General features: G+C 40.8%; 18 protein-coding genes. 13 read left to right on the plus strand and 5 right to left on the minus strand.

Annotated elements, in window-relative coordinates; translation table 11 throughout:
• Positions 1–5: 5 nt before the first annotated feature.
• The gene (glnD, locus tag HH219_RS13155; RefSeq protein WP_054206009.1) at positions 6–2,621 is read right to left on the minus strand and encodes a [protein-PII] uridylyltransferase; all 2,616 of its coding nucleotides are present in this window, start codon (positions 2,619–2,621) and stop codon (positions 6–8) included.
• Between the two features lie 70 nt (positions 2,622–2,691).
• Positions 2,692–3,477, minus strand: coding sequence for a type I methionyl aminopeptidase (map, locus tag HH219_RS13160; protein WP_054206008.1), 786 nt, complete (start codon positions 3,475–3,477; stop codon positions 2,692–2,694).
• A gap of 273 nt (positions 3,478–3,750) precedes the next feature.
• Here map and rpsB point away from each other — a divergent pair, with 273 nt between their 5' ends.
• From rpsB to lpxA, 13 genes are all read left to right on the plus strand, one after another.
• Positions 3,751–4,479 carry a 30S ribosomal protein S2 gene (gene rpsB, locus HH219_RS13165; protein WP_054206007.1) on the plus strand — a complete coding sequence of 243 codons (729 nt, stop codon included), beginning with the start codon at positions 3,751–3,753 and terminating at the stop codon, positions 4,477–4,479.
• A gap of 103 nt (positions 4,480–4,582) precedes the next feature.
• Positions 4,583–5,434, plus strand: a complete 852-nt coding sequence (tsf, locus tag HH219_RS13170) for a translation elongation factor Ts (RefSeq protein WP_054206006.1) — start codon at positions 4,583–4,585, stop codon at positions 5,432–5,434.
• A gap of 156 nt (positions 5,435–5,590) precedes the next feature.
• Positions 5,591–6,340, plus strand: coding sequence for a UMP kinase (pyrH, locus tag HH219_RS13175; protein WP_016707641.1), 750 nt, complete (start codon positions 5,591–5,593; stop codon positions 6,338–6,340).
• A 14-nt stretch (positions 6,341–6,354) separates the two neighbouring features.
• Positions 6,355–6,912 (plus strand): ribosome recycling factor, encoded by a 558-nt coding sequence (frr, locus tag HH219_RS13180; RefSeq protein WP_054206005.1) that lies wholly within the window; start codon positions 6,355–6,357, stop codon positions 6,910–6,912.
• A gap of 81 nt (positions 6,913–6,993) precedes the next feature.
• Positions 6,994–7,773 carry an isoprenyl transferase gene (locus tag HH219_RS13185; RefSeq protein ID WP_169327718.1) on the plus strand — a complete coding sequence of 260 codons (780 nt, stop codon included), beginning with the start codon at positions 6,994–6,996 and terminating at the stop codon, positions 7,771–7,773.
• 16 nt (positions 7,774–7,789) lie between these two features.
• Positions 7,790–8,656: a phosphatidate cytidylyltransferase gene (locus tag HH219_RS13190; RefSeq protein WP_054206003.1), complete on the plus strand. Its 867-nt coding sequence runs from the start codon at positions 7,790–7,792 to the stop codon at positions 8,654–8,656.
• On the plus strand, positions 8,653–9,858 hold the full coding sequence (gene ispC, locus HH219_RS13195; protein WP_169327719.1) for a 1-deoxy-D-xylulose-5-phosphate reductoisomerase: 1,206 nt from the start codon (positions 8,653–8,655) through the stop codon (positions 9,856–9,858). The genes HH219_RS13190 and ispC overlap by 4 nt, the downstream gene beginning before the upstream one ends.
• 1 nt (position 9,859) lies before the next feature.
• Positions 9,860–11,212: a sigma E protease regulator RseP gene (gene rseP, locus HH219_RS13200; RefSeq protein WP_169327720.1), complete on the plus strand. Its 1,353-nt coding sequence runs from the start codon at positions 9,860–9,862 to the stop codon at positions 11,210–11,212.
• Between the two features lie 104 nt (positions 11,213–11,316).
• Positions 11,317–13,788: an outer membrane protein assembly factor BamA gene (bamA, locus tag HH219_RS13205; RefSeq protein ID WP_169327721.1), complete on the plus strand. Its 2,472-nt coding sequence runs from the start codon at positions 11,317–11,319 to the stop codon at positions 13,786–13,788.
• 11 nt (positions 13,789–13,799) lie between these two features.
• Positions 13,800–14,318, plus strand: a complete 519-nt coding sequence (locus HH219_RS13210) for an OmpH family outer membrane protein (RefSeq protein WP_054206000.1) — start codon at positions 13,800–13,802, stop codon at positions 14,316–14,318.
• A gap of 9 nt (positions 14,319–14,327) precedes the next feature.
• A complete protein-coding gene (gene lpxD / locus HH219_RS13215; protein WP_169327722.1) occupies positions 14,328–15,368 on the plus strand; it encodes a UDP-3-O-(3-hydroxymyristoyl)glucosamine N-acyltransferase in 1,041 nt (346 codons plus the stop codon).
• 10 nt (positions 15,369–15,378) lie between these two features.
• Entirely contained in the window at positions 15,379–15,831 is a 453-nt protein-coding gene (gene fabZ, locus HH219_RS13220; RefSeq protein ID WP_054205998.1) for a 3-hydroxyacyl-ACP dehydratase FabZ, read from the plus strand.
• Positions 15,832–15,833: 2 nt separating this feature from the next.
• Positions 15,834–16,604, plus strand: a complete 771-nt coding sequence (lpxA, locus tag HH219_RS13225) for an acyl-ACP--UDP-N-acetylglucosamine O-acyltransferase (protein WP_054205997.1) — start codon at positions 15,834–15,836, stop codon at positions 16,602–16,604.
• Between the two features lie 100 nt (positions 16,605–16,704).
• Here the strand turns inward: lpxA and cydC are convergent, their stop codons facing one another.
• From cydC to cydX, 3 genes are read right to left on the minus strand one after another with little or no spacing between them, the layout of a single operon-like run.
• Positions 16,705–18,438, minus strand: a complete 1,734-nt coding sequence (gene cydC / locus HH219_RS13230; protein ID WP_169327723.1) for a thiol reductant ABC exporter subunit CydC — start codon at positions 18,436–18,438, stop codon at positions 16,705–16,707.
• Positions 18,431–20,215, minus strand: a complete 1,785-nt coding sequence (cydD, locus tag HH219_RS13235) for a thiol reductant ABC exporter subunit CydD (RefSeq protein ID WP_169327724.1) — start codon at positions 20,213–20,215, stop codon at positions 18,431–18,433. The genes cydC and cydD overlap by 8 nt, the downstream gene beginning before the upstream one ends.
• The gene (cydX, locus tag HH219_RS13240; protein WP_054205994.1) at positions 20,205–20,357 is read right to left on the minus strand and encodes a cytochrome bd-I oxidase subunit CydX; all 153 of its coding nucleotides are present in this window, start codon (positions 20,355–20,357) and stop codon (positions 20,205–20,207) included. Before cydX ends, cydD begins: the two co-directional genes overlap by 11 nt.
• Between the last annotated feature and the right edge of the window lie 2 nt (positions 20,358–20,359).

Below are 20,359 nucleotides of genomic sequence, written 5' to 3' on the forward strand. Positions count from 1 at the left end.
TCCTCTTATTCTGTTTCTGCGTTGAGTTTTTTACGCAATGCTTGATGAATTTTTGCTTGTTCTTCGTCCGTAAGGGCTTGGTATTCGTTGTTTGATACTACGAAGAAATCTTCTGCACGCTCACCCACAGTGGTGATCCGTGCGGCGTGTATGTGTAATAAATGTGCTTGAAATACTTCAGCAATTTTGGTCAATAAACCAGGTATATCTACGGCTTGAATTTCAATTAAACTGCGATCTTTACGCGGATGAGGACGCAAAATTATCTTTGGTTTAATATTAAAATCTTTAAAGCGTTGCGAGCGATTCTTTTTAAAACGAATTTTCTTTCTTGGATCAGCAAGTGCCAAATCTAGACCGCGTTTAATTGATTGCGCACGGCCGCTGGCAATGGGCTCACCGCTTACTTCAAGTACTACAAAGCTAAACAAGACATAACCATCGCGGGTGGTAAGTACTTGTGCATGTTGGATCTGTGCCTTTTTTGAGCCAATCACACTCACTAAACGGGCAAATAAACCACCCGAGTAGGGGCTGTAAACAAATACTTGTGTGCCACCATGCATGGCTTCATTAGATACCACAACACTGGGTTGGCTTAAATCAGCTTTTAACAAATGCTCACTGTGCCATGAGATTTGTTGCTCACTGAATGCGGTAAAGTAGTTTGCTTTAAAGCGGGCCCAAATTAAATCTATTTGTTCTTCGCCAAAGCCATGATTAAGTAGGCGTTGTTTTGCTTGATGCTTTTTATCGCGAATTTGGTCGCGCTGATCCATTGGGTTTTCAAGCCCTAATCGCAATGCGCGTTGCGTGTGTAAGTAAAGCTCACGTAGTAGCGTATTTTTCCAGTCATTCCATAAGTTGTCATTGGTCGCACGAATATCAGCCACGGTTAGGCAATAAAGGTAATCAAGTTGACGTTCGTTTTTTATCCGTGTGGCAAATTCTTTTATCACATCAGGATCATTTATATCTTTACGTTGCGCAGTAACCGACATAAGTAAGTGGTTACTTACCAGCCACGCAATTAACTTACCATCTGAGTTTGTGAAGTTATGCAACTTAGCAAAAGCAATGGCATCAACAGCGCCAAGTTCAGAATGATCGCCACCGCGACCTTTGGCAATGTCATGAAAAATTCCTGCGAGATATAACAGCTCGGGTTTATCCATTCGTGTGACAATTTCACAACAAATTGGAAATTTGTTGGCACTTGATTTATCAAAATACTGATAAATATTATTGATAAGTTTATGCGTGTGTTCGTCTACGGTATAAGCGTGGAATAAATCAAACTGCATTTGTCCAAATATGTTACGCCACTGCGGGAGATAAGCCGCTAACATGCCATGTTTGTGCATTAACGTAAATGCACGACCCATGCCATTGGGATGTTTAACAAGGCGCAGAAAGGCTTCTCTACAGGCCGCGTAATCTTGTAAGTCACCTAATAGACGACGACGCACTTGGCGAATTGTTCTTATGGTACTTGGATAAATGTGCGTCATTGTTGGGTTATCGGCAATATGCTCAAATAAGACGAAGAGTTGATCGCGGCGAAAAAATACTGATGGGTTTTTAACTCTTATTTGATGACCAATGCGCTCAAAGTTGCGGTCAAGTTCAATAACCGGTTGCTCGCTTGATTCCGGTAAAATGCTTTGCTCAAAGTACGACAATAGCATTTGATTTAACTCACGAACACGGCTCATTATTCTAAATAAGCGCTTCATCATTCGCTCAACTGACGCTTTGCCATCACTACCAAAACCGAGTAAATCAGCAGCCAGTGGTTGGTGGTCAAATAATAAGCGGTTTTCTGATCGCCCTGCAGCTAAATGCAGTGCAAAACGAATATTCCATAAGTTTTCTAAGCACTCAAGTAGCTCTTGGTATTCTTCGTGAGTCAGGTAACCGTGACTAATAAGCTCTTGTAAGGTTTCAGCCCTAAAGTGCTTTTTTGCAACCCAAATGATAGTTTGTAAATCACGTAAACCACCGGGGTTTTCTTTAATGTTTGGCTCTAGGTTATACGCTGTGCCATGGCATTTTTTATGGCGTAGTTGTTGTTCTTGTACTTTAGCCAAAAAGAATTCATCAGAGTGCCAAACAGGGGTGTCGAGGATATGATTTTTAAGTTTTTCATACTCTATATGATTGCCAAACAATAGCCGGCTTTCAAGCAAGCTTGTGGCAAACGTAACATCTTCACGTTTTTGTTCAATAGCTTGTTCTATGGTACGTACACTGTGGCCAATTTCTAAATTAAGGTCCCACAGCATAGTGACAAACTGACCAATCTTTTCACAAATTGCTTCACTAGGTTGTTGTGTAACAAGTAATAAAAAGTCGATATCAGAATAGGGGTGTAATTCACCGCGGCCATACCCACCAACGGCAATCAGGGCTAAATCTGGCTCATGGGCTAAATCATAAACATGAAAAAGCTTTATTAGTAACCGATCGATAAACTCAGCCCGGGCATTAATTAAATTACCGACTGGTTGTTTTGAAAACTCGTTTTGTAACCATTTATAAAAATAATTAGAGCAGTCTTTGTAATCGGTGAGCAACTCAGCATCGCTGAGTAGCTTTTTAACTTTATTAGGTAATGCCACGTGGGCTGGCTCCTTAGAATACTAATTCGTCCAATTAATTGGGCGAATCAGTATTTATACCAAATTGGTATTAATGCTCAATGATTCTATCGATAGTATCATCTGATCTAAGCGTTAAAATTTCAACACCATTTTCAGTAACTAACAATGTATGTTCCCACTGCGCAGATAAACTACGGTCTTTAGTAACAACCGTCCATTCATCTTTAAGCAGTTTACATTGGCGTTTACCAGCGTTAACCATTGGCTCAATTGTTAAACACATACCCGCTTTTAGGGCTTCACCAGTGCCAGCACGACCATAGTGCATAATTTGAGGCTCTTCGTGAAACTCAGCACCAATGCCATGGCCGCAATATTCGCGCACGATTGAATATTTATGGCTTTCAGCGTATTTTTGAATCGCTTCGCCAATATCACCTAAACGTACACCTGGTTTTACCATTTTAATAGCAAGGTATAAGCTTTGTTGAGTTATCTCAGCAAGGCGTTTGCCTTGAATATCAGGTGTACCAACATGAAACATTTTAGACGTGTCGCCATGGTAACCATCTTTGATGACAGTGATGTCAATATTGACACTGTCGCCATCTTTTAATGCTTTGTCGTTAGGAATACCATGACAAATTACATGGTTTACTGAGGTGCAAATTGATTTAGGGAAGCCATGATAATTTAATGGAGCCGGGATGGCTTTTTGCACATCGACAATATAATTATGACAAATTGTATTTAATTCATCAGTGGTCACACCAGGGACTACATGCGGCTCTATCATTTCTAGAACTTCTGCCGCTAAGCGCCCGGCTACACGCATTTTCTCTATTTCTTCAGGGGTCTTTATCACAGCACTCATGGAGGCTCCATTGTCGAGTTTTAACACATTTATTGTCGCACAAATTTTGCACGCGACGTTGAGTATTTGTTTTTAATATGGTATAAAGCGCGCCGTCTTTTTACAAATAAATTCTTAAATGATTTTTTGTATTTTAAGGCAAACACAATTTTATTTTAACACACACACGTATCGTCACATACACTTGGGTGCATTTCAGTTTCATTTAACTGCGGTGTTGGTGCTATGGGATATGTGGAGGCCTAACCCTAAACTAAACAGAGGAAATACAAAATGGCAAACGTTTCAATGCGCGATATGCTTCAAGCTGGTGTTCACTTCGGTCACCAAGCACGTTACTGGAATCCTAAGATGAAGCCTTTCATCTTCGGCGCACGTAACCGTGTTCATATCATCAACCTTGAGCAAACAGTTCCAATGTTCAACAACGCACTTAAGTTTTTAACTGGTGCTGCGTCAAACAAAGGTAAAGTTCTTTTCGTTGGTACTAAGCGCGCAGCAAGCGAGTCGGTTAAAGAAGCCGCTATCGCAAGTGACCAGTATTACGTAAATCACCGTTGGTTAGGTGGTATGTTGACTAACTGGAAAACAGTTCGTCAATCAATCAAGCGTCTTAAAGACCTTGAAATCCAAAGCCAAGACGGTACTTTCGAGAAATTAACTAAGAAAGAAACGTTAATGCTTAACCGCGAAATGGACAAGCTTGAGAAGAGCCTTGGTGGTATCAAGAACATGGGTGGTCTTCCAGACGCACTTTTCGTTATCGATGCTGACCATGAGCATATCGCTATCCGTGAAGCTAACAACCTAGGTATTCCAGTTGTTGCGATCGTTGATACTAACTCTAACCCAGACGGTGTTGATTTCATCGTACCTGGTAACGATGATGCGATCCGTGCAATCAACCTTTACACTGGTGCAGTTGCAGCAGCTATCACTGAAGGTCGTGAGAGCAATATCGTTGCTCAAGCTGAGAAAGACGACTTCGTAGAAGCTGAGTAATTAGCTGTCATCAAGTCTTCATCTAATTTTAGGTGAAGACTTGCTATTCTTGTAGAGCGGGAACCCGCTTATCTAACCAGATTTCAGATTTGAGGATTTACTAATGGCTGTAACTACTGCCCTAGTTAAAGAATTACGCGAGCGTACAGGCGCTGGCATGATGGATTGTAAAAAAGCGTTGACTGAGACTGATGGTGACATCGAGTTAGCGATTGAAAACATGCGTAAAAGTGGCGCTGCTAAAGCTGCTAAAAAAGCAGGTAACATTGCTGCTGAAGGTACTATCATCATCAAGCAAAATGCCGGTGTTGCTGTACTAGTAGAAGTTAACTGTCAAACAGACTTCGTTGCAAAAGATGTAAGCTTTTTAGCATTTGCTAATAAAGTTGCTGACGCTGCAATTGCTGACACAATGTCTATCGAAGACTTACAAGCTAAGTTTGAAGAAGACCGTGTTGAGCTAGTTACTAAAATTGGCGAAAACATCAACGTACGTCGCCTGCAGTACATCACAGGTGAAAACCTAGTTGAGTACCGCCATGGTGACCGTATTGGTGTTGTTGTTGCGGGTGTTGCTGATGAAGAAACACTTAAGCACGTTGCAATGCACGTTGCTGCTTCACGTCCAGAATACTTATCGCCTTCTGACGTACCAGCTGACGTTGTTGAAAAAGAAAAGCAAGTACAAATCGAAATCGCGATGAATGAAGGCAAGCCTGCTGAAATCGCTGAGAAGATGGTTGTTGGTCGCATGAAGAAGTTCACTGGTGAGGTTTCTCTTACTGGTCAAGCTTTCATCATGGAACCTAAAAAATCTGTTGGCGATATTCTTAAAGAGAAAAACGCAACAGTTACTAGCTTCGTACGTGTAGAAGTTGGTGAAGGTATTGAGAAGAAAGAAGAAGATTTTGCTGCTGAAGTAGCTGCGCAAATTGCTGCAGCTAAAGGTCAGTAAGATTAACTATCTGTGATGAATGAAGTAATTATATGCAATTAATATGCTATTTGCTTTTGCGTCACGGCTAGAAATTCTTTAAAATAACCGCGCTCTTTATGTTTATCATAAGCGCGGTTATTTTTTATCCTTTTTTTAAAAGTTGGCCCAAATACTATGACTATCAATCGTAAACCTATTTTTAGACGCGTTCTTCTCAAATTAAGTGGTGAAGCACTGATGGGAGACGAAGGCTTCGGCATCGACCCAAAAGTACTCGACCGTATGGCGCAAGAAATTAAAGAGCTTGTAGAACTCGACGTAGAAGTGGGTTTAGTTATCGGTGGCGGTAACTTCTTACGCGGTGGTTCGTTAGCTGAAGCAGGTATGAATCGCGTTGTAGGCGATCATATGGGAATGCTCGCGACTGTAATGAATGGCCTTGCAATGAGAGATGCGTTGCATCGTGCATTTGTTAACTGTCGTTTAATGTCAGCTATCCCACTTAACGGCGTGTGTGATGCATACAACTGGGCTGAAGCAATTAGCTTATTAAAAACAGGTCGCGTTGTTATTTTTGCAGCGGGTACAGGTAATCCTTTCTTCACAACTGATTCCGCAGCGTGTTTACGTGGTATCGAAATTGAAGCAGATACCGTTATTAAAGCGACGAAAGTAGACGGTGTTTACAGTGATGATCCTGTTAAAAATCCGGAAGCGACACTTTATCGTCACTTAAGCTACAATGAAATTATTGAAAAAGAATTAAAAGTAATGGATCTTGCGGCATTTACACTTGCGCGAGATCACAATATGCCATTGAGCGTATTTAATATGAATAAGTCAGGCGCATTAAAGCGCGTTATTATGGGCGAAGAAGAAGGCACACTTATCTCTTCACAAGCCTCAGATGAAGTTATTAACTAGATTAGGATTGAACCGTGATTAACGATATTCAAAAAGATGCTGCAGAACGTATGCAGAAAAGTGTAACGGCACTTGGCAGTCAACTATCTAAAATTCGTACTGGCCGTGCTCATCCGGCACTTTTAGATGGCATTATGGTGTCATATTACGGTGCACCAACGCCGTTAAATCAAGTTGCTAATGTGTCGATTGAAGATGCCCGAACACTGGCGATCAGTGTGTTTGATAAATCACTTGCACAAGCAGTAGAAAAAGCAATTATGGCATCTGACTTGGGTTTAAATCCAATGTCAGCAGGTACGGTTATTCGTGTTCCACTTCCTCCACTAACAGAAGAACGTCGTAAAGACTTAATCAAGATCGTTCGTGGTGAAGTTGAAGGCGGTCGTGTTGCTGTTCGTAATATTCGTCGTGATGCAAATGGTGATGTTAAAAGCTTATTGAAAGATAAAGATATTTCTGAAGATGAAGCACGCCAATCTGATGATGCAATTCAAAAGCTTACTGACAAATTTATCAAAGAAATGGATACACTGTTAGCAGCAAAAGAAACTGAATTGATGGAAATCTAAGCAGTTAAATAACCTGAATTTGGGTTATGAAATTTATTAGTTTTGGGACGCCGTCTAGGGTATACTAGGCGGCGTTTTTTTATGGAATACTCGATATTTATGGTTCTTAACGCTGATAAAATTTCCCAGCAATGTTTACCCAAGCATGTCGCTATAATCATGGATGGAAATGGTCGTTGGGCACAGGCGAAGAATAGGCCTCGTGTGTACGGTCATAAGAAAGGCGTTGATGCAGTTCGTCAGTCGGTGCAATTTTGCGCTAAGTTAGGTGTACAATCGTTGACTTTATTCGCTTTTAGTAGTGAAAATTGGCGACGCCCTGATGATGAAGTTAGTACCTTAATGGAATTGTTTTTATTTGTACTGAGCAAGGAAGTTAAAAAGCTTCATAAAAATAATGTTAAATTAACTATTATTGGTGACTTATCTCGGTTTTCAGATACGTTGCGAAAAAAAGTCGATGCAGCACATCAATTGACCGTGGATAATACAGGGCTGCAACTTAATATTGCAGCAAATTATGGCGGACGATGGGATATAGCTAATGCGGCTAAGCAGCTTGGGAAACAAGTCGCTGCTGGAGAGTTAGATCCCAATGATATTACAGAAGAGCACTTAGCCTCGCAGATGAGTATGCAGGATCAGGTTGAACCTGACTTGTTGATCCGCACCGGGGGCGACTTACGCATTAGTAACTTTTTATTATGGCAAGTTGCTTATGCCGAACTTTATTTTACCGATACGCTTTGGCCTGACTTTAATGAAGCTGCTTTTGCTGATGCGATCGCTTGTTACGTTGCCAGAGAGCGACGATTTGGTTGTACTGGCGAACAAATAAAACAATTACTCGCCGAAACCTAATTAAAAGGGTAATACTTTGCTAAAACAACGAATTTTAACCTCTTTAGTGCTAGCCCCTTTAGCATTACTTTTGGTTTTTTATACACCACTTACATTATTTAGTTATATTGCTGGCGCGATAGTTTTATTAAGTGCGTGGGAATGGTCTGCATTTATGGGCTTGTGTGACAAATTAAAGCGTTTTTCATTTGTCGTATTTATTGCGCTGCTACTGGTACTGCTTAACTGGCATTGGCCAATTGAGAGTTTGTGGTTTGACGGCCAATTAGTGGGGGATGCAAATTATATATTTACTCTGTCATTTTCTTGGTGGATTGTGGCTACCTACTTAGTGTGGCGTTACCCAGCCATGGCAAAAGCATGGAATGAAGGCATAGTAATGCGTGCCATTGCAGGTATTTTGACGTTAGTGCCATTGTGGCTTGCGTTGAATACATTACGAAGCGCAAATTATGGTGAGTCAACGCACTTTGGTTCTATGCTTATTTTAGTGGTATTAGGTATCGTATGGAGCGCAGACATTGGTGCGTACTTTACGGGTAAAAACTTTGGTAAACATAAGTTAATGCCAAAAGTGAGCCCCAACAAAACGATTGAAGGTTTAGCTGGGGGGGTAGTCGCTGCAGTAATATTTGTTTTGGCTTTTTGTCATTTTACCAATGTTGATATGTCAGTTTGGCCAATTTACGCTGTTATGACTGTATTTATCGCATTATTTTCAGCGATAGGTGACTTACTCGAAAGTATGTTTAAACGTGAGGCTGGTCTCAAAGACAGTGGATCATGTTTACCTGGGCATGGCGGTATTTTAGATCGCCTTGATAGCTTAACCGCTGCAGCGCCTATTTTCGTTTTATGCTATGCGTGGACGCTTAGTCTATGAGTTGTAAACAGCAACTAGTGATTCTTGGTGCGACGGGGTCAATCGGTTTAAGTACCTTAGATGTTGTCGCTCGAAATCAAGAGCAGTTTTGCGTATTTGCACTTACGGCAGGTAAAAATGCAAAAAAAATGGCGCAGCTATGCGTCGCTTATCGCCCTCGCTTTGCTGTTATGGCGGATGAGCATGCTGCGCAGCAGTTAACTCAGTACTTATCTGGTTCAGAATCTAAAACGATTGTGCTCAGCGGTATTGCTGCAATGAGTGAGCTTGCTGCACACCCAGATGTTGATGCTGTTATGTCGGCGATAGTTGGTGCCGCGGGGCTCATTCCTACACTCAGCGCAGTTGAAGCGGGTAAAAAGGTTTTATTGGCAAATAAAGAATCCTTAGTGATGTCAGGCCAGTTGTTTATCGATAAAGTAAAACAACATAAAGCCACATTGTTGCCAATTGATAGTGAGCATAATGCAATATTCCAATGCCTGCCAAGTGCTCTGCAAGGCTCAAAAACAAACGCACAATTGCATGAGCATGGTGTGAGTAAAATCTTACTGACAGGCTCTGGCGGACCTTTTTTAACTCGTGATATTGACACTTTAAATACTGTCACGGTGCAAGAGGCCGTTACTCACCCTAATTGGTCAATGGGGCAAAAGATTTCAGTCGATTCGGCTACGATGATGAATAAAGGCTTAGAGTTTATTGAGGCTAAATGGCTATTCAACTGCAAGGCAACAGATATTGAAGTGGTTATTCATCCGCAAAGTATTATTCATTCAATGGTGCAGTATCAAGATGGCTCAGTACTAGCACAAATGGGTAATCCTGATATGCGCACACCCATTGCGCATGCTTTAGCATACCCGCAGCGCATTGATGCGGGGGTTACGCCACTTGATTTTTCACAACTCGCCGATTTTACTTTCACTAAACCTGATTTTACTCGTTACCCAAATTTACAGTTAGCAATTGCCGCTTGTAATACAGGGCAGGGGGCAACCACTACGGTTAATGCAGCCAATGAAGTTGCCGTTAATGCATTTTTGCAAGGGATGATTGGCTTTACGGATATTTACCGTATTAATGCACAAACATTAGAAGCAACGGTTGATGTAAACGTGCATACATTGGATGAAATTCTTGAATGTGACCGTTTAGCTCGACTTCAAGCGACGCAACTCATTGCAAAGGTAGTACGCTAATATGTTCGATTTTCTGTGGAATTTAGGGTCTTTTATTTTAGCGCTGGGTATTTTAGTTACAGTGCATGAATATGGGCATTTTTGGGTAGCTCGCAAAGCAGGCGTTAAAGTTCTGCGTTTTTCAATTGGTTTTGGTAAGCCATTGTTAACATGGCGCGATAAGCTCGATACAGAATATGTAATAGCTGCTATTCCACTAGGCGGTTATGTAAAGATGCTCGATGAGCGTGTCGATGATGTACCGTCAGAACAACGTCATTTGTCGTTTAATGCCAAGTCAGTGCAAGCGCGTATTGCGATTGTAGCTGCAGGACCTATGGCAAATTTCATTTTTGCTATTTTTGCACTAGCTGCAATGTATATGATTGGTGTGCAATCAGTTAAGCCAGTTGTTGGTACAATCAATGAGGGGAGTCGCGCTGAACAAGCCGGTATATTACCCAATCAACATATACTCAAAATTGGCGATGAAGATATAGGTACATGGCAAGATGCTACATTTGCATTAATGGCAAACCTTGGCAATAAAAGCGTCGCTGTTACTGTGCGTAATGAGCAATACCAAGAACAAATTAAAACCATAAATATTGATGGCTGGAAACTAGATCAACAAGATGTACCGCCTTTAGCATCTTTAGGCATTGTGCCTTTTCGTCCACAAGCGACATTAACTATCGCAGCAATTACCGTAAACTCAGCTGCGGCTGAGGCTAAATTACAAGTTGGAGATACAATCTTCGCAGTAAATGGTGAAACAATAGGCAGTTGGCAGCAATTAGTTAATGTTATTGAGCAATCCGCTAACAAATCATTACAATTTAGTGTAAAAAGACAAGATAGTATGGAGTTGCTAACAGTGACTCCTAAAGGGCGTGCTGGCAACGAAGGGCAGCTTCAAGGGTTTTTAGGTGTTGCACCGGTTGTTGAAAAATGGCCCGATGGTTATATTGAAACTAGACATTATGGCCCACTCGATAGTATTGTGCGTGGCGTAAATGAAACATGGCGCTTGATTGCCTTAAGTTTCGATATGATTGGTAATTTAATTACAGGCCAAGTGTCAGTAAAGAATTTAAGTGGTCCAGTAGGCATTGCCGTTGGGGCAGGAACTAGCGTAAGCTATGGCTTAGTCGCCTTTTTAGGCTTTTTGGCTTTGATCAGTGTGAACTTGGGTGTATTTAACTTATTACCCTTGCCAGTGCTTGATGGCGGTCACTTAATGTATTACATAATTGAACTTTTTCGTAAAAAGCCGGTCTCTGAAAAGACACAAGAGTTTGGTTTTAAAGTGGGAGCTCTGCTACTCATTTTTCTAACATGTTTCGCTTTGTTCAATGATGTATCGCGATTATAACAATCCCGACAGTCTCGAATTAAAAACACGATTGTAAGACACTGCTAAATTATAATTTTATGGTGTTGAGCGGTAATACAGTTGTAAAGGATAAAGATAATAAAATGGCTATAAAAAAACATTTGGCAGTAACAAGTTTATTAGGCGCCAGCTTTGCAGCCCTAGGCCAAACCTCCTTTATTGTTGAAGATTTAAAAGTTGAAGGCTTACAGCGAGTTGCACTAGGTGCTGCGCTCACACACATCCCAATAAATGTGGGTGACGATGTTGATGAATATACAATTTCAAAAACAATTAAGTCACTGTACAGCTCAGGTCACTTTGACAATATCAAAGCATTACGCGATGGTAACAACGTTATTTTTAAAGTAACTGAGCGCCCAACGATTAGTTTGATCGAATTTGATGGTAACAAAGACATCAAAGATGAGCAGCTAACACAGTCACTTGATCAACAAGATATTCGCCAAGGCGAGCCGCTTGATAAAACCGTGATTGATAACATTGAAAAAGGCTTAATTGAGTTTTTTCATAGTATTGGTAAATACAATGCAAAAATCGATGTAAGCATCACTAAATTGCCACGTAACCGCGTTAAGTTAAAACTTGAATTTGATGAAGGTGATGCAGCATCTATTCGTCAAATTAACTTAGTTGGTAACGAGTTATATTCAGATGAAGAGCTGTTAGCGCTTGCAGAGTCACAACAAGATTTACCTTGGTGGCAGTTTATGGGGAGCGATCGCTATCAGAAACAAACCATTGAAGGTGACCTTGAGAAAATTCGTAGTTTTTATTTAGATCGTGGTTACTTACGCTTTAATATTGATTCAACTCAAGTATCAGTGAGCCCAGAACGTGAATCTGTGTATGTAACAGCGAACATCAATGAAGGTGTTAAATACAAAGTTAAAGGCTTTGACTTTATTGGTGATTTACTCGGTCGCGAAGAATTAATTAAAAGTGTGATACCGCTGCGTGCTGGTGAACTTTATAACGGTTCAGTGGTTACTTCATCTGAAGAGTTTATTAAAAGCTATTTAGCGCGTTTTGGTTATGCGAATGCTGAAGTGCGTACAATCCCTGAAATTGATGACGAAACCAAAGAAGTACAGTTAACGCTATCAGTTAAACCTGGGCAGCGTGTCTATGTTCGTCGTATTATAGTTGGTGGCAACCAAAATACGGCAGATGAAGTACTGCGCCGTGAAATGACACAGCTTGAAGGTGCATGGTTATCAAATCAAAATCTTGAACGTTCAAAATTACAAATCCAACGCTTACCATATATGGAAAAAGTGGATTTTAACGTTATACCTGTGCCAGGCGTTGATGATCAGGTTGATGTAGATTTTACAGTTAAAGAACAGTCAGCTGGTAGCTTTAACGCAGGCCTTGCTTATGGTTCGTACCTAGGTTTACAGTTTAACATTGGTGTAACTGAATCTAACTTTTTGGGTACTGGTAATCAGATTGGTCTGAATATCAATACTTCACGTGGTTCAGAGCGTGTTAGTTTATCGTACACTGACCCTTACTTTACGCCAGATGGTGTGTCACAAGGTAGCAGTATTTTTTACAGTAATTATGATGCTAGTAAATTTAGCCTTATTGATTATAAATCAAAAAGCTATGGTATAGGCACCAACATAGGCTTCCCAATCGATGCAGTGAACCGTATTAATTTTGGGGCACGTTGGATTGAAGAAGAGTTATCTGATATTGCTGTCTACGAACAAACGCGTGTATTACGTGAGACATTCTTAGATCCTGAGAATCCAGATGCAGGTTATAACTTTACTAAATATGAACTAAGCGTTGGTTGGTCACGTGTTACTGTAAACCGAGGTTTATTCCCAACAGCAGGTTCTCGTCAAACGTTAAATTTAACAGGTACTACGCCAAATTCAGATTTGACTTACTTTAAGTTAAATTATGACTCGCGTTTTTACTGGCCAATTAGTGATGATCATCGTTGGGTATTTTCAACGCGTGCAGCATTGGGGTACGGTAATGGTTATGGTAATACAAATGGATATGATCAAACCCTCCCATTTCAAGAGTATTTTCGGATAACTGAAATGGAACTGCGTGGTTTTGATCGTAACACTATTTTGCCGAATGCAATTTCCCGTAGCCCGTTAGTTATACCTGGTACCCCGGATAAAGATGGTACAGGAACAGGAGGTATCGGTGGTGCACCAATTTTTGATAAGCTAAGACCTGCCGGTCGTATTGGTGGTAATGCAAAAGCGGTTGCTGGTATGGAATTAATTGTTCCTACGCCGTTTTTAGACGAAGATAATACCAGTTCAGTGCGTACCAGCTTTTTTGTTGATGCAGCGAACGTGTGGGATACTGAGTTTAACGTAGAACGCTATCAAAACTTAGGGGTCGACGAGCGCGCATTACTTGATGATTATTCAGATCCGATGCGTTTTAGAGTTTCAACGGGTTTATCATTACAGTGGATCTCTCCAATGGGTCCAATGTTGATTAGTTTTGCGTATCCATTACAACAAGAAGAAGATGATAAAACTAAAACTATCAGCTTTAATATTAGTAATACATTCTAAAGGAGTTATTTGTGAAAAAATCAATTAAATCATCGGCGATTGCCATTTTAGCAACACTTATGATGGGTACATCTGCGAGTGCTTTTGCACATAAAGTCGGTATTGTAGACATGCAAGAAATCTACAAACAAATCCCACAAATGGCGTCAGTTGAATTAGCATTGCAAACAGAGTTTGCTGAGCGCCGCCAAGAGCTTGAAAAACTTCAAGGTGACATTCGTTTTGAAGCTGAAAAATTTAAACGTGAAAGCACAACAATGAGCCAAGCTCAAAAAGATGCGCTGCGTACAAAAGTTGAAGGTATGCAAAAAACACTTGCTGAAAAGGGTCGACCTTTAGAGCAAGAAATTAAAACTCGTCAAAATCAAGAGCTAGCTAAAGTACAAGCACTGATCATAAAAGCAATTGAAGACGTTGCTAAAGATGGTAATTTTGATGAAGTTAAAGTAAAAGATACTACAATTTACTTTAACCCTAAAAAAGTATCTGACTTATCAAGCAAAGTTGTTGATAAAGTAAGTAAGCAATAGAACGAATATATGCAAAATTATACGCTTTCGCAGATAGCGGAACTTCTAGGCGCTGAGCTTCATGGTGATGGCGCCTTAGAAATATCAAAAATTGCTACACTTGCAAATGCCCGCTCTGGGCATATTGCATTTTTAGCGAATAAGAAATATCGCCCACAACTCGATAATACGAACGCCAGTGCTGTAATTTTATCTGCCGCAGACGCACAGTATTATTCGGGTAACAAGTTGATTGCAGCTAACCCTTATAATAGTTATGCACAATTAGCACAAATAATGGACACCACACCGGCATCTGCTGCTAAAGGTATCCACGTAAGTGCTGTTGTTCACCCTGAAGCTTGTATTGCTAATACGGCCTCTATTGCAGCTAATGCAGTTATTGAAGCGGGCGCTACGATTGGTGAAAACACACAAATTGGTGCAAATTGCTTTGTTGGTCAAAATGCTAGCATTGGTGATAATACTAAGCTTTGGTCTAATGTTAGTGTGTATCACAGTGTTGAAATTGGGTGTGATTGTTTAGTTCAAGCTAACGCTATTATCGGCAGCGACGGGTTTGGTTACGCAAATGATAAAGGTCAGTGGATTAAAATTCCACAATTAGGCTCAGTGATCATTGGCGATAAAGTTGAAATTGGCGCAGGTGCAACTATTGACCGTGGCGCAATTGACGACACTATTATTCACAGCAATGTAATTATCGATAACCAAGTTCATATTGCCCATAATGTTGAGATTGGTTCTGGTACTGCTATCGCAGGCTGTACGGTAATTGCAGGTAGCACAACCATAGGTAGGAATTGTCAGATTGCTGGACTTGTTGGTATAAATGGTCACATAGAAATATGTGATGGTGTTATACTAACGGGCATGAGTATGGTGACAAAAGCGATTAAGGAAGCCGGTGTTTATTCATCAGGGCTCCCACACTCTTCAAATAAAGAGTGGCGTCGCAATATTGCCCATTTGCGTAATTTGCCAGAGATGAAAGATCGCCTAAAAGCGCTAGAGACTCTGACTAAGTCATTAAACCTTGAGAATGAATAAGGATGCTATTTTGGCAAACGAATTAAATAGCCTTGATATACAAGAAATTTTAAGCTTACTACCACACCGTTACCCAATGTTACTGGTTGACCGTGTACTTGATTACACGCCAGGTGAATCATTACATGCAATTAAGAATGTAACATTTAATGAACCTATTTTTACAGGCCACTTTCCTAATCAGCCAATTTTCCCTGGTGTGCTTATTTTAGAAGCTATGGCACAGGCAACGGGTTTATTAGGTTTCAAAACTGTTGAAAACCGCAGTGAGAATGAACTGTATTTGTTTGCAGCCGTTGATAACGCACGTTTTAAGCAGCCTGTGGTACCTGGTGATACCATGCATTTGCATGTACAGTTTTTAAAAGAGCGCCGCAATATATGGAAGTTTGCAGCAGAAGCTAAAGTTGATGGCAAAGTTGTTTGTGCTGCCGAAATCATGTGTGCGAGAAGAGAGCTTTAATTGTGATCCATCCTACAGCGATAATCGAATCAGGTGCAAAGCTAGGTAATAATGTATCGGTTGGTCCATATAGCTACATTGGTGACAATGTGGTTATTGGTGATGATTGTATTATTGAATCTCACGTTGTGGTCAAAGGGCCATCAACAATAGGTTCTGGCAATCATATATTTCAGTTTGCGTCAGTAGGTGAAGCCTGCCAAGACAAAAAATATAATAATGAGCCAACCACGCTAATTATTGGTGATAACAACATTATTCGTGAATGTGCCACTATTCACCGCGGTACGATTCAAGATCAAGGCGTGACTAAGATTGGTAGCAATAACTTATTTATGGCTTACACTCATGTTGCCCATGATGCAGTAATTGGCGACAACGTTATTTTTGCTAATAATGCATCGGTTGCAGGGCATGTACACATTGGTGATTGGGTTATCTTAGCAGGCAATTCAGGTATTCATCAGTTTTGTAAAGTAGGTGCACATGCGTTTGTTGGCATGTATTCAGGTGTAAATAAAGATGTTCCACCGTTTGTAACAACGATTGGCACCCCTGCAGGCCCTGTAGCGATTAATACCGAGGGTATGAAACGCCGTGGCTTTGAAAGTGATGAAGTAATGGCAACGCGCCGTGCCTATAAAACACTGTATCGTAAGAGTTTAGGTGTTGATGAAGCGCTTGTTGCACTTGCAGATGACGCTGCTAAGTACCCTGCAGTACAGTTGATGGTTGATTTTGTTAAAAATTCAGAGCGTGGTATTGTTCGTTAATAGTTCGCTTTATAAAAAAAGCCACCGATTATGAGTAATAGTCGGTGGCTTTTTCGTATTACTTACCTTGAGTTCAAGCTGTTTCAATTGGTGAAAATGATTAAAACCGTGTGATCAAGTTTACGTACTCTGGTTGCGCTATTAATAGTTGCTGATGAGTTGCAATCGCTTTTACACAACCTTGCTCTAACCAAATTACCTGATCCATATTGGATAGCAAAGCAGGATCGTGAGTAATACTCAGCACGGTACATTGCTGCATGCTGGTCAATATTGCATCCATCACGTGATGCTTAGATTGATTGTCTAGACCTTCTGTAGGTTCATCAAGGATTAAAATAGCCGGTGCGCGCAGTAATGCTTGTGCCAAAGCTAAACGTCGAGATTGCCCGCGAGATAAACTTCTACCACCTGTGCCTAAGCGAGTATTTAACCCTAACTTTAACTCACAGAGCCAGTCTGCTAATTGCACTTGTTGGCAAGCGTTGATCATTTGCTCTTTCGTCGCCGCAGGTGCTGCGTAGCGTAAGTTTTCCGCAATTGTGCCATCAAAAATATGATGTTGTTGTGCGACGATACTTATAAGTTCGCAGCGGTTTTGTTGGCTGGTCATATTAATAGGCATCGTTTTGTGTGCAAATGTTAAGTTTATTTCACCGCTTTGCTGTGGCCATAAGCCACTGAGTAAATTAACCAGGGTACTTTTTCCACTGCCACTTTGGCCCACAATGGCTACTTTTTGTAGTGGCTCAATTACAAAGCTTAAGTTGTTAAGCGCAAAAGTATCGCTGAGATAACAGTAGCTAACGTCTTTAAATTCAAGTCCTAAAGGCTGTACAGGCACTGACTCGTGAGCATTTTTAGCAACAGGGCGTAGTTTGTCTTCTAAATCGAAAATACGGTTTGCAGCGCTTAATGCGACCGGTAGTTGGATAAATGCATTGGGTAGCGTGAGTACCGTTTCAAAACTGGCAAGTACGAATAAACTGAGCATGGCCAATTCAACATTAGCCATTGTACCGTTATAAACCAATGGGGTGATAACTATAATGGCACCTAACATACTTAGTTGTACTATCAGCAGTGATAAGCCATTACTACGTGCCTGTGCACTATGGCGTACAAACAGCTGCTGATTATAATGTTCGCTGGCATCACGGCATTGTTTAACTTGCTGCTCGGTGGCTTGATAAATAGCCAGCTCTCTCAAGCCATTTAGGGTATCAGATAATTCAGCGCGTAAAGTGGCAGAGTACTGCGTTTCGAGGTCTGCAGTGTTCTGTAGTTGCCTGCTCAGTATTAAAGGTAGGGCAACACCCACGAATAACAGCGCAATAAAGCACAGCAGTGCCACATCAGCGTTGTATGCAGCCATAATCGCAATCACAATTGGCACACTTATTATCGCAACAATCATGGGTAATAATACATTTAAGTAGAATTTATCGAGGGCTTCAACATCATTTTGCATACGATTGAATAGATCGGCACTGCGGCTCATAGCCAAGTCAACATTACTTAATTGGCTTAGCGTATTAAAAACACTGACGCGAATTTCACTTAACAGTAAAAATGTGGCGTTGTGAGTGACTAGACGTTCACCATAACGAGACGCTGTTCTCACTATTGCTAAAAAGCGTATGACGCCAGCGGGCGTAAAGTAGTTCATTTGTGTATTAGCTAGACCTGCAGCAGCCATTGCGGCTAAAAACCAGCCAGAAACAGCCAACAAGCCTACATTTGCAAGTACCGTTAATGTAGCTAAAAATGCCCCTAGTAACATTGCCCCAAGGTGTGGCTTGCACAGCTTTAATAAGCGTAAAAAGTTAGTCATGCTGTTGACTCCTTGCATGCACTAAATCAAATAGTGCGCCTTTAGCAGCTATGAGGGTGTTAAAGTTACCCAGCTCAATAACAGCACCGTCTTTCATTACAATAACTTGCTTAGCGTGTTCAATGGTATTTAAGCGATGGGCGATCACTATAACTAAATGCTTTTTTGCATAATCATTAATAGCTGTTTGGACAAGTTGCTCGGTTTGACTATCAAGGTGAGCTGTTGGCTCATCAAGAACTAAAATGGGAGCTTCTTTTAAAAAAGCCCGTGCTAACGCGATGCGCTGTTTTTGTCCGCCGGAAAGTCCTTCGCCTTGCTCGCCAATAGGGGTGTCAAAACCTTGAGGTAAAGCAAGAATAAACTCAAGCGCACCCGCTTGCGCTGCAGCATTTTCGAGTTCTTGCATACTGGCATCTGGTTTTGCTAATAGTAAATTGGCTTTTATGCTATTAAATAGCAAGGTGGGTTGCTGTGGGATCCAAGCAATATGCTGTTGCCACTGTTTAATTTGCGAGACTGATAATGAGCGTTGATTGACCGCGATGGAATTTATTACTTGTGGATGAAAGCCCAATAGACAGTCAAGTAGGGTACTTTTCCCCGCGCCACTTTGGCCAACAATGGCATACATACCAGAGCTTGAAAATGTCAGGTTTATATTGCTAACGCCTTCATTACTATTTGGATAGTGAAAACTTAAATTACCAATACTGAGCTGCTTTATGTTCGGCACGTCTAATCTACTTTGAATATTTGTTTTTGTGCTTATAAGGCTCTCATCTGGTAATGGTTCATTTAATATCTTGAGCATATCAGCAGCAGCACTTATGCCTTCTAATCGTGCATGATAATGACTACCAAGTTGACGCAGCGGTAAATAAAACTCTGGTGCGAGTAATAACACTACAAAGCCGGTCGAGAAATCTAAGGTACCAAAAAATAACCGAAAACCGATTATTACGGCGACTAATGCGACGCTAAGAGTTGCAAAAAACTCTAATGCAAAAGAGGATAAAAATGCTATTTTTAATACGCTTAAAGTGGCATGGCGAAAATCATCTGAAATTTTGGCAATTTGTTTTAACTCACGTGCTGTGGCGTTAAACAATTTAAGTTGAGTGAGTCCTTGTAAACGATCAAAAAAGTAATTACCTAACACTGCTAATTGTTGCCAGCGTTGCTGGTTTAGCTGTTCGGCTTTGTGACCAACTAAAATCATAAATAAAGGAATTAAAGGCGCTGTAAATAAAAAAATCAATCCCGCTTTCCAGTCAGTAGGAAAAATCACCATCAGAATCGCTAAAGGGATAAGTGCGCTATACGCCACACTGGGTAAGTAATTAGCATAATAGTCGTGCAGTGCTTCAACACCATTATGCAAGGTATTTAAAGTTGCACCATGGCCTTGTTGTTCAATATAACTTGGGCCAAGGAGTGTCAGTTTTTCAAGTAAAGTGTGGCGCATCGCAGTTTTAATTTTTAGTGCCGCTTGCGCGCTAATACGTTCAGATAAACTCAGTAATAGGCCGCGCCCTAAAATCAATATAGATAATGGCCAAAGTAAAGGAGTAACTGTTGCTAAATCAGCATGTTCAAACATTACTAGATGAATTGAACGTGCTACCAAATAAGCACTAGCAATCATGAGTATTGCATTTAAAGTACCTAACGCAATACTCAGTTTTAGCAGACTACCAGCGTGGTTGGAGTGTATTTTTAAGAACGCGCGCAGGGTAGTTTGCTGCGCGCGATCTGGTCGGGGGTTAGTCGTCATTTTGGCGATTAAGCCTATCGTGAAGATCTTTTTCGTCGTCAGCAATACTGTCTTTATTTTGTTGAAATTCGTACCACATAACGTTGATAACTCCTAGCGTACAGGCTAAAAGCACACCGAGTATCCAAGCAAAATACCACATAG

It is taken from the genome of Pseudoalteromonas sp. NEC-BIFX-2020_015 (assembly GCF_012952265.1).
Taxonomy (GTDB): domain Bacteria; phylum Pseudomonadota; class Gammaproteobacteria; order Enterobacterales; family Alteromonadaceae; genus Pseudoalteromonas; species Pseudoalteromonas neustonica.

Bases quoted from the DNA above. Each gene is read 5' to 3' on its own strand.
- map (WP_054206008.1), bottom strand. From the start codon at position 3,477: ATGAGTGCTGTGATAAAGACCCCTGAAGAAATAGAGAAAATGCGTGTA.
- rpsB (WP_054206007.1), top strand. From the start codon at position 3,751: ATGGCAAACGTTTCAATGCGCGATATGCTTCAAGCTGGTGTTCACTTC.
- tsf (WP_054206006.1), top strand. From the start codon at position 4,583: ATGGCTGTAACTACTGCCCTAGTTAAAGAATTACGCGAGCGTACAGGC.
- pyrH (WP_016707641.1), top strand. From the start codon at position 5,591: ATGACTATCAATCGTAAACCTATTTTTAGACGCGTTCTTCTCAAATTA.
- HH219_RS13185 (WP_169327718.1), top strand. From the start codon at position 6,994: ATGGAATACTCGATATTTATGGTTCTTAACGCTGATAAAATTTCCCAG.
- ispC (WP_169327719.1), top strand. From the start codon at position 8,653: ATGAGTTGTAAACAGCAACTAGTGATTCTTGGTGCGACGGGGTCAATC.
- rseP (WP_169327720.1), top strand. From the start codon at position 9,860: ATGTTCGATTTTCTGTGGAATTTAGGGTCTTTTATTTTAGCGCTGGGT.
- bamA (WP_169327721.1), top strand. From the start codon at position 11,317: ATGGCTATAAAAAAACATTTGGCAGTAACAAGTTTATTAGGCGCCAGC.
- lpxD (WP_169327722.1), top strand. From the start codon at position 14,328: ATGCAAAATTATACGCTTTCGCAGATAGCGGAACTTCTAGGCGCTGAG.
- cydC (WP_169327723.1), bottom strand. From the start codon at position 18,438: ATGACTAACTTTTTACGCTTATTAAAGCTGTGCAAGCCACACCTTGGG.
- cydD (WP_169327724.1), bottom strand. From the start codon at position 20,215: ATGACGACTAACCCCCGACCAGATCGCGCGCAGCAAACTACCCTGCGC.
- cydX (WP_054205994.1), bottom strand. From the start codon at position 20,357: ATGTGGTATTTTGCTTGGATACTCGGTGTGCTTTTAGCCTGTACGCTA.